At 63.6% G+C, this 8312-nt stretch carries 11 protein-coding genes; 6 read left to right on the top strand and 5 right to left on the bottom strand.

Going from position 1 to position 8312, the window contains the following annotated elements; all coding sequences use genetic code 11:
- The 5 genes from PARACOCCUSGL_RS22520 to PARACOCCUSGL_RS0119035 form a co-directional block, all read left to right on the top strand.
- Positions 1-369: hypothetical protein (locus tag PARACOCCUSGL_RS22520; RefSeq protein WP_010400337.1), on the top strand; the 369-nt coding region annotated here is incomplete at its 5' end.
- Positions 370-438: 69 nt separating this feature from the next.
- Positions 439-1932: a multicopper oxidase family protein gene (locus PARACOCCUSGL_RS0119050; RefSeq protein WP_010400335.1), complete on the top strand. Its 1494-nt coding sequence runs from the start codon at positions 439-441 to the stop codon at positions 1930-1932.
- A 12-nt stretch (positions 1933-1944) separates the two neighbouring features.
- The gene (locus PARACOCCUSGL_RS0119045; RefSeq protein WP_010400333.1) at positions 1945-2559 is read left to right on the top strand and encodes a DsbA family protein; all 615 of its coding nucleotides are present in this window, start codon (positions 1945-1947) and stop codon (positions 2557-2559) included.
- Positions 2560-2652: 93 nt separating this feature from the next.
- A complete protein-coding gene (locus tag PARACOCCUSGL_RS0119040) occupies positions 2653-3105 on the top strand; it encodes a DUF305 domain-containing protein (protein ID WP_010400332.1) in 453 nt (150 codons plus the stop codon).
- Positions 3106-3186: 81 nt separating this feature from the next.
- On the top strand, positions 3187-3837 hold the full coding sequence (locus PARACOCCUSGL_RS0119035; RefSeq protein ID WP_010400331.1) for a L,D-transpeptidase: 651 nt from the start codon (positions 3187-3189) through the stop codon (positions 3835-3837).
- A gap of 27 nt (positions 3838-3864) precedes the next feature.
- Here the strand turns inward: PARACOCCUSGL_RS0119035 and PARACOCCUSGL_RS0119030 are convergent, their stop codons facing one another.
- The 5 genes from PARACOCCUSGL_RS0119030 to PARACOCCUSGL_RS0119010 all read right to left on the bottom strand — a co-directional run bounded on the left by PARACOCCUSGL_RS0119030 (position 3865) and on the right by PARACOCCUSGL_RS0119010 (position 5812).
- Positions 3865-4137 carry a hypothetical protein gene (locus PARACOCCUSGL_RS0119030; protein ID WP_010400330.1) on the bottom strand — a complete coding sequence of 91 codons (273 nt, stop codon included), beginning with the start codon at positions 4135-4137 and terminating at the stop codon, positions 3865-3867.
- Positions 4138-4175: 38 nt separating this feature from the next.
- Complete coding sequence (locus PARACOCCUSGL_RS0119025) at positions 4176-4631, bottom strand: cytochrome c (RefSeq protein ID WP_010400329.1); 456 nt, start codon at positions 4629-4631, stop codon at positions 4176-4178.
- A gap of 3 nt (positions 4632-4634) precedes the next feature.
- Entirely contained in the window at positions 4635-5114 is a 480-nt protein-coding gene (locus tag PARACOCCUSGL_RS0119020; RefSeq protein WP_010400328.1) for a DUF411 domain-containing protein, read from the bottom strand.
- Positions 5115-5207: 93 nt separating this feature from the next.
- Positions 5208-5531, bottom strand: a complete 324-nt coding sequence (locus tag PARACOCCUSGL_RS0119015; RefSeq protein ID WP_010400327.1) for a hypothetical protein — start codon at positions 5529-5531, stop codon at positions 5208-5210.
- On the bottom strand, positions 5531-5812 hold the full coding sequence (locus PARACOCCUSGL_RS0119010; protein WP_010400326.1) for a metal-sensitive transcriptional regulator: 282 nt from the start codon (positions 5810-5812) through the stop codon (positions 5531-5533). Before PARACOCCUSGL_RS0119010 ends, PARACOCCUSGL_RS0119015 begins: the two co-directional genes overlap by 1 nt.
- Positions 5813-5912: 100 nt before the next feature.
- Between PARACOCCUSGL_RS0119010 and PARACOCCUSGL_RS0119005 the strand changes: the two genes are divergently transcribed.
- On the top strand, positions 5913-8276 hold the full coding sequence (locus tag PARACOCCUSGL_RS0119005; RefSeq protein ID WP_010400325.1) for a heavy metal translocating P-type ATPase: 2364 nt from the start codon (positions 5913-5915) through the stop codon (positions 8274-8276).
- Positions 8277-8312 lie beyond the last annotated feature (36 nt).

Here is an 8312-nt window from a genome sequence, read left to right as displayed (position 1 = left end):
CACAATCACCCAACTTGGCAATGCCGCCGCGCGATATGTTCTCTGCTTGTGGTCCTGCTCGTGTTCGCGGGCGTGACGCAGCATGGGCAAAGTGCTGGCACAGCCGGACTGTCGGCCGATCACTTTGTCGCTTCGATCAGCAATCCCGGCGACAAAGGCGGGCATGAGCACGGCTCTTCGGGGGAAACCTCTCGGCACGATATGACCGATGCCTGTGCGATTGTATGTGTTGGCACACCTACGCCTTGGCTTGCTGCCGCGCAATTTGCGCCTGTTGAGACCGAGCATTCGCTGAAATGGCACTCTATAGCGGTGACACGTGAGGGCCGTCTGGTCGGCCCCGGATACCGCCCTCCGAAATCCATCTGAACACTTGCTTGCCGCACCTTTCAAGGTGCCGAACATGGTTCGCCCTACGGGGTCTGATGGATTATTCATATGACTTGCACACTGAATCGCCGCGGCTTTCTGACCGCATCCGCTGCCATGGCCACAGCTTTTGCCATCCCGCGCGCGGGCTTTGCGCAGCCAGCCGCGCTGGCATTGCAGGCAACGACGCGCACGCTTGACATTGATGGCCGCGCCGCCGCGGTTTTCGGGCTGATCAACGGCAACGGAACGCCCGGGTTGATACTGGATCCGGGCCAGCGTTTCCTGCTCGACCTGACCAATGATCTGACCGAGCCGACGATCATTCATTGGCATGGACAGATCCCGCCGAACGCGCAAGACGGCGTTCCCGATATGCCGATGCCGCTGCTGCAGCCAGGAGAGACGCGTGCCTATGATTTTGAGGCCGCAGCAGGCACGCACTGGATGCACAGCCATGTGCCCATTCAGGAGATGCAGTTGCTGGCCGCACCCCTGATCGTCCGCCGCCCCGAGGATCTGCGAGCTGATCGGCAAGAGGTCACCATGTTCCTTCACGACTTTTCGTTCCGCTCGCCGGAAGAGGTGCTGGAAGAAATCCGCTCGGGAAAGGGGCATGACGAGGCCGCCGAAGCCGAAATGTCGCAACCAGCCGATCCCCATGCCGGTCACGACATGGGTGGCGGCATGCCCATGAACGGGATGTCGGAAATGGGTGGCATGACCATGGCCGGTATGAGCGGGATGCAGATGGACCTGAACGACTTCGATTTCGATGCCTATCTGGCGAATGACCGCACCCTGAGCGACCCAGAGGTCGTGCAGGTCGAGAAGGGCGGCCGTATCCTGCTGCGGGTCATCAACGGGGCTGCTGCCACGGTGTTCTGGATCGACAGCGGCGAGGTCCCGGGTCGGCTTGTTGCCGTGGACGGCCAGCCGGTGCAGCCCCTGTCAGGAAAGCGCTTCGGTCTGGCCATGGGTCAGCGTCTGGATATCGAGCTTGACCTGCCCGCAGGCGGCGCATGGCCAGTCCTTGCGCTGCGCGAAGGCTCGCATGAGCGCACCGGTCTGATCCTTGCGACGTCTGGCGCCAAGGTGCCGGTCATGCTCGGAATGGCCGACGATGCGGCACCTGCGTTCGATATCGACCTTGCGCAGGAAGCCGCCTTGCGGGCCGTTGCTCCGCTGACGGAACGAACTGCCGATGTCGCGCCCACGGTGATGCTGGGCGGGCAGATGCAGCCCTACCGCTGGACCATCAATGACCGCGTGTTCGAGGATCGGATTCCGGTTACGGCCAAAGCAGGCCAGCGGGTCGAGATCATGTTCCACAACATGTCCATGATGGGCCATCCGATGCATCTGCACGGCCATCATTTCCAGGTCGTCGCGATCAATGGCAGACGGTTTTCCGGTGCATTGCGCGACACGGTCTATGTGCCGCCCATGTCGATGGTCACGGTGGCGCTGGATGCGGGCGAGGCGGCGGAATGGATGCTGCATTGTCACCACATGCCGCATCTTGCCAGCGGCATGATGACGACGTTCGCGGTCTCGGCGTGAAGGAGAAGCAGCATGTTTCAGCGACGCATGATCCTGACCCTGGCCCTTACCGCCCCGGCGATGGCCATCGCACCGCGCCTATCTTGGGCTGGTCATTCGCTTCCACCCGAATTCCGCAGGCAGCTTGAACATGACGCGAATGCGCCGATCTTCGGCAATCCTGACGGCGATGCGACTCTGATCGAGTTCTTCGACTATAACTGCCAGTTCTGCCGTGCGATGATGCCAGTGGTGGATGCCGTGTTAGGAGCCGATCCCGGCTTGCGGATGGTGATGCGGGAATGGCCGGTCTTTGGCGAGGGTTCGGTTTTCGCGGCCCGCGCGGCGCTGGCGTCGCGCAAGCAGGGCCGCTACGCCGACTTTCATCGCGCCTTGATGAGTCAGAAACCCCGGGCCGAAAGGGCCAGCGTCCTGCGTGTTGCGCGATCCATGGGTTTAGACACTCAGCAGTTGCAGCGCGATATGGGCGGCCCGGAGATTGCCCAACATATCCAGCAGTCCAATGCGCTGGCCGAGGCGATGGGGCTTGTCGGCACACCCACCTTCATCGCCGGATCGGATTCGCGCTTTGGCGCCATTTCATCAACGGAACTGGCCGAACTGGTTGCGGCCTCGCGTGGCAATTGAAGCATTTCACGAAAGGACAACGCTATGGATAATTCTGATCGACACAATAGCCACGGAAGCCAGAGCGGCGGAAGCTATGGCCGTTTTGCGGCGATGATCGCTACCTCGACGGTGATCATGTTCGGGCTGATGTATCTGAACACCTGGGCGATGGATCATGTCTTTTTCAGCCAGACCCGGATGTGGATGGCGCTTTACATGGGCGGCGCCATGGCGCTGATCATGCTGGCCTTCATGCTTGGGATGTATCGCAACCAGCGCGCCAATATGACCGTCGCAGGCCTTTCAATTCTGGCCTTTGCCCTCGGCCTGTTTCTGGTTCGCAGTCAGGCAACGGTCGATGATACCGCCTGGATGAAGGCGATGATTCCGCATCACTCGATTGCGATCCTGACATCCACCCGCGCGGATATCTCGGATCCTCGCGTGCGGGCGCTGGCGGACAGCATCATCGAGGCCCAGACGCTGGAAATCGCGGAGATGAAGGCGCTGATCGCCGATCTGGAAGGCGGGCCAGCGGCGACGCCCGAGGTCGATGGGCGCTGATGCGATACGGTTCGGCAATCGCGGATCCCGCTGCGCTTGCCGCATTCATCTGAAGGTACAACCATTACGAGGAGCAATCACATGCTGACACGCAGACATTTCATCCGAACGACGACGGCGCTGTTCGCGGCCTCCGCCGCCAGCCCGCTTATGGCCTCGACCTGGCCCGACGCGGCGCAGAAGGCCGCCTGGGATGCCGAGGTGGAAGCCGGCGGCCCCAATCCTTGGGGCCTGCACCAGCGTTTCCTGCCGCAGCGGATTGTCGCGAATGACGGTCTGGTGCCGGGCGATATCCATGTCGATGCCGTGGCCCGATACCTCTACCACATCGAAGAGGGCGGCACGGCGATGCGTTACGGCGTGGCCATCGGCCGGGGCGATCTTTACGAGCCGGGGACCTATACAATAAAGCGCAAGGCCGAATGGCCGCACTGGACCCCGACAAGGAACATGATCGAGCGCGAACCCGAGGTCTATGCGCAGTATGAAAACGGCATGGAGCCCGGTCCCCGGAATGCGCTCGGGTCACGGGCGCTTTATCTCTATCTCGGCGAGCGCGACACCTATCTGCGCATTCACGGCACGCCGTTTCCGACCTCGATCGGCAGCCGCGCCAGTTCCGGCTGCGTCCGCATGGTCATGGCCCATATCAACGGACTCTATCCACGCGTCCAGATCGGCGCGACCGCCTATCTCTATTCGCCGGAGGGCAGCGTGACGGCCATCAGCTGAACGGTCGCCCTCTGGCGAGGCCGGGCGTCAGGACGTACGCGCGTTGCAGATATGGTTGCCGTTGGCCGCCCGCAGCGGCACCAGCGTCGTTTCGACCGGCCCGACATGATAATACCAATAGCAATCATCCGCCGGGTCCAGCCGCGCCGTTGTCAGGTCCTGGTTGGGGCCGGCGATGGCGACGACCTCGTTCGGAATGGGATACGGCGAGGCCGCTTCGGCAGCGATATCGGGCGCCTGGGCCGCGCATCCGGCAAGGACGAGCAGCGTCAGGGCGATGGCGGCGGTTCTTTTCTTCATGGGAAACTCCTTGGCTATGGTGGTGTCGCGCCGGGGTGTTACGGCGCGCTGTCCTTGGTGATGCGGCTCTGGATTGCCCGTTCCCGTTCAGGCCAGGTAGATTTGATATAGGCCAGAACGGCGGCGATTTGGTCGTCACTCATGACATCGCCGAAGCCGGGCATGTCACTTTTATACCCATCGCCGACCACGGCGGCCGTGCCGTCGCGAATGATCTGTACCAGAAGCGCGTCGGCGTGATGCCATGTGTGACCGGTCTCGTCATGCGGGGGCGCCGGATAGCGGCCACTTGCGAGCGGGGTCTGCCAGTCCGGCTGGCCTTCCAGATCGGCGCCGTGGCAACTGGCGCAGTTATCGACGTAGAGCCGCTGGCCAAGCGCGATCACGGCCTGATCCTGCGCGGCTGTTCCGGTGGCCCCGCTGCCGCGCCAGAGGATCAGGATCGCAGCGGCCAGACCGACCGCTGCGATGAGGATGAGTGCGTTGCGCGTCATCTGCTACCCGTCCAGCGGAAAGGCGCGACCGTCACCGGCAATGCCGCCCCAGGCGATGACCTCGGCGGTGGCCTCGACCCCGCCACCCATGCCCGGCGAGTCGGCGGGCATCCCCGGCACGGCGATCCCGGTAATGTCGGGGCGCTGTTCCAGAAGCTGCCTTATGGCCGCGAAGGGCACATGGCCCTCGACGATATAGCCGCTGATCCGGGTCGTGTGGCAGGACCACAGGTTTTCGGGCACAGCGGCGTCGCGCTTCATACCGACATAGTCGCTGGCCTCAGTGATCTCGACCTCGAACCCCGCCTCGATGGCCAGATCGGCCCAGGCGCCGCAGCAGCCGCAGCCGGGGTCCTTGGTGACACTCAGCAGGTTCGGCTTTTCGTCCGAACCGATGGCGGCAAAGGCAAGGGTAGAGGCTGTCGACAGTATCGCCGCGACCGCAAGGATCGCCCCGCGACGCGAGAAGTGATGATTGCTCATATCTGATGTCTTTCAGGATATTGCGCGCCGTAGGGTCATTCATCCCTGTCATGGCGCAGTTGATCGGCTTGTGGCCCCTCGGGCCATGTGGCGTCAGAGAGCAGCGGATCGCGGAGGGGGCAGCGGCAAGCGCGGCCTGGCCGATTTCATATCTTGCAGCGGGGGAAAGTGTCGGATTCGGCGTGGCAAGCGGGCCGCGTTGGGCGTGATTTCGGCATTGCCGATGGCGGCACAGGCCGCACAGTCGCCATGTGGAGAATCCGGCTGCGTGGTGCAGCATTCATGCGCGACTGGCGACGCGGATGTTTCGGCCATCGAGGCCATCGACGATGCTTCCGCCGAGGCGGCGCCGGTCAGGGCCAGTGGCATCGTCACCGCCAGCATGACGGCAAGCAGTGCCGATAGCAGGAACCGCATCAGTCGCGTACCTTTTCCATCAGTTCGACGACCTCGCGGAACATCACCCGCTGACGGTCCTGATCGCCGGATTGGATCGCGTCTTCCATGCAGCTTCGCGCGTGATCCTCGATCAGCAAGCGTTCGACGCCGCGCAGGGCAGACCGGATGGCGGCGGTCTGGTTCAGGATGTCGACGCAATAGCGCCCATCCTGGACCATGCGCGAGACGCCCTGCACCTGACCGTTCAGGCGGGAAAGCCGCTTCAGGATCGCGTCTCGGTTCTGCTTGTCATGCGCCAAGGAGGGCTCCGAACTTCAACATCTGAGGCTTGTGCTATACCCTCAAGGGGTATAGAGCAAGTCTGATATACCCCCTATAGGTATTTGCCGGGAGAGAGTCATGGACCACAATCACGATCATTCGCATGGGCATCACGATCACGGGACACACGGTGGTGCACCGGCACAGGCTGATCCCGGCAAGGCCATCGACCCGGTTTGCGGCATGCAGGTGACGATCAAGCCCGAGGCCCGGCACCGCGACTATGAGGGACAGACCTTCTATTTCTGCTCGGACGGTTGCCAGTCGAAGTTCGACGGCGATCCGTGGTTCTACGCCTCGGGCGCGGCGGCCAAGGTCGAAAAATCCGCCCCGGCAGGCACGCAATGGACCTGCCCGATGCATCCCGAAATCGTCCGCGACGAACCCGGCGCCTGCCCGATCTGCGGCATGGCTTTGGAGCCGATGATTCCCTCGGATGAACCCAGCCATGAACTGACTGATTTCACCCGGCGGCTCTGGGTCAGCGTGGCCGCTGCGGTGCCGTTGTTGATCCTGACGATGGGCGAGATGGTGGGCATTCCGGTCCGTGACTGGATCGGGCACCGCACCGCCGTCTGGCTGGAGTTCCTGCTGGCCACGCCCATCGTGCTCTGGGCGGCGCGGCCCTTCTTTCAGCGCGGGTTGGATTCCTTCAAAAACCGCTCACCGAACATGTGGACGCTGATCTCGCTGGGTGTCGGCGCGGCCTATCTCTATTCGCTCTTCGCCACCTTCCTGCCGGGCATCTTTCCCGAGGAATACCGAATGGGCGGCATCGTCGGCACCTATTACGAGGCTGCGGTTGTGATCGTCGCCCTGGTCTTTGTCGGGCAGGTGCTGGAACTGCGGGCGCGGGAGCGCACCGGCGATGCTATCCGGGCGCTGATGGATCTCGCGCCCAAGACCGCTCGGCGCATCCTGCCCGATGGCACGGAATATGACGCGCCGCTGGAAAACATCACGGCAGGCGATCTCTTGCGCGTGCGGCCGGGCGACAGCGTGCCGGTCGATAGCGAGGTGGTCGAGGGCCGTTCTTCCGTCGATGAAAGCATGATCACGGGCGAGCCGGTGCCGGTCGAGAAGGTGCAGGGCGACCGCGTGACCGGCGGCACGATTAATAAGAACGGCACGCTGGCGATCCGCGCCACCGATGTCGGCGCCGATACGGTGCTGTCGCAGATCGTCCAGATGGTCGCCGGCGCGCGACGCTCCAAAGCGCCTATTCAGGGGCTGGCCGACCGGGTTTCGGCGATCTTCGTGCCTGCGGTGGTGGTGATCGCCATTCTGGCCTTTGTCGTCTGGCTGATCTTTGGCCCCAGCCCGTCCTATGTCTTCGCCATTGCCTCGGCGGTTTCGGTGCTGATCATCGCTTGTCCCTGTGCGCTTGGGCTGGCGACGCCGATTTCCATCACCACGGCAGCGGGGCGCGGCGCGCAGGCCGGCGTACTGGTCAAGAATGCTGAGGCACTGGAACTGATGGCCGATGTGGACACGCTGATCGTCGACAAGACCGGCACGCTGACCGAAGGCAAGCCCGCGCTGACCGATGTGACCAGCTTCGGCGACGTGGCCGAGGATGAGTTGCTGGCCGCAGCCGCCGCACTGGAACGCGCATCCGAACACCCGCTGGCCGAGGCGATCGTCGAGGGCGCCAAGGCGCGTGGGCTCAGCCTTGGCAATGGCGAGGAGTTCGAGGCCGTCACCGGCAAGGGTGTGATCGGCAAGGTCGATGGCCGCGATGTGGCGCTTGGCAACAACGCCATGATGACCTCGCTTGGTATCGACTGCGACACCGGCGAGGAGACTGCGGACCGCCTGCGCGGCGATGGCAAGACCGCCATGTTCGTGGCGCTGGATGGCAGGCTGGCGGGGCTGGTCGCCGTGGCCGACCCGATCAAGTCCACCGCCGAGGCGGCGATCCATGACCTGCACGATCTGGGCATCAAGGTGATCATGGCAACCGGCGACAATGAACGCACGGCGCAGGCCGTGGCATCAAGACTGGGCATCGACGAAGTCCGCGCCGGGATGCTGCCCGAGGGCAAGAAGGATCTGGTCGACGGGCTGCGCGCCAATGGCCGCAAGGTCGCCATGGCCGGCGACGGGGTGAATGACGCGCCGGCGCTGGCGGCGGCGGATGTGGGCATCGCCATGGGCACGGGCGCCGATGTGGCGGTCGAAAGCGCCGGGCTGACCCTGCTGGGCGGCGACCTGACCGGCATTGTCCGCGCCCGCAAGCTCGCCGTGGCCACCATGCGCAATATCCGACAGAACCTGTTCTTTGCTTTCATCTATAACGCAGCCGGGATCCCGGTGGCGGCAGGGCTGCTCTATCCGGTCTTTGGCCTGCTGCTATCGCCGATGATCGCGGCGGCGGCGATGTCGCTGTCCTCGGTCTCGGTCATCGCCAATGCGCTGCGGCTGAAACGGGTGAAGCTATAGGGTTGAGGGGCATTGCCAAGTTGGGTGATTGTGGGC

The organism is Paracoccus sp. TRP (genome assembly GCF_000185925.1).
Taxonomy (GTDB): domain Bacteria; phylum Pseudomonadota; class Alphaproteobacteria; order Rhodobacterales; family Rhodobacteraceae; genus Paracoccus; species Paracoccus kondratievae.
This window is presented reverse-complemented; position numbering and strand designations above follow the sequence as displayed.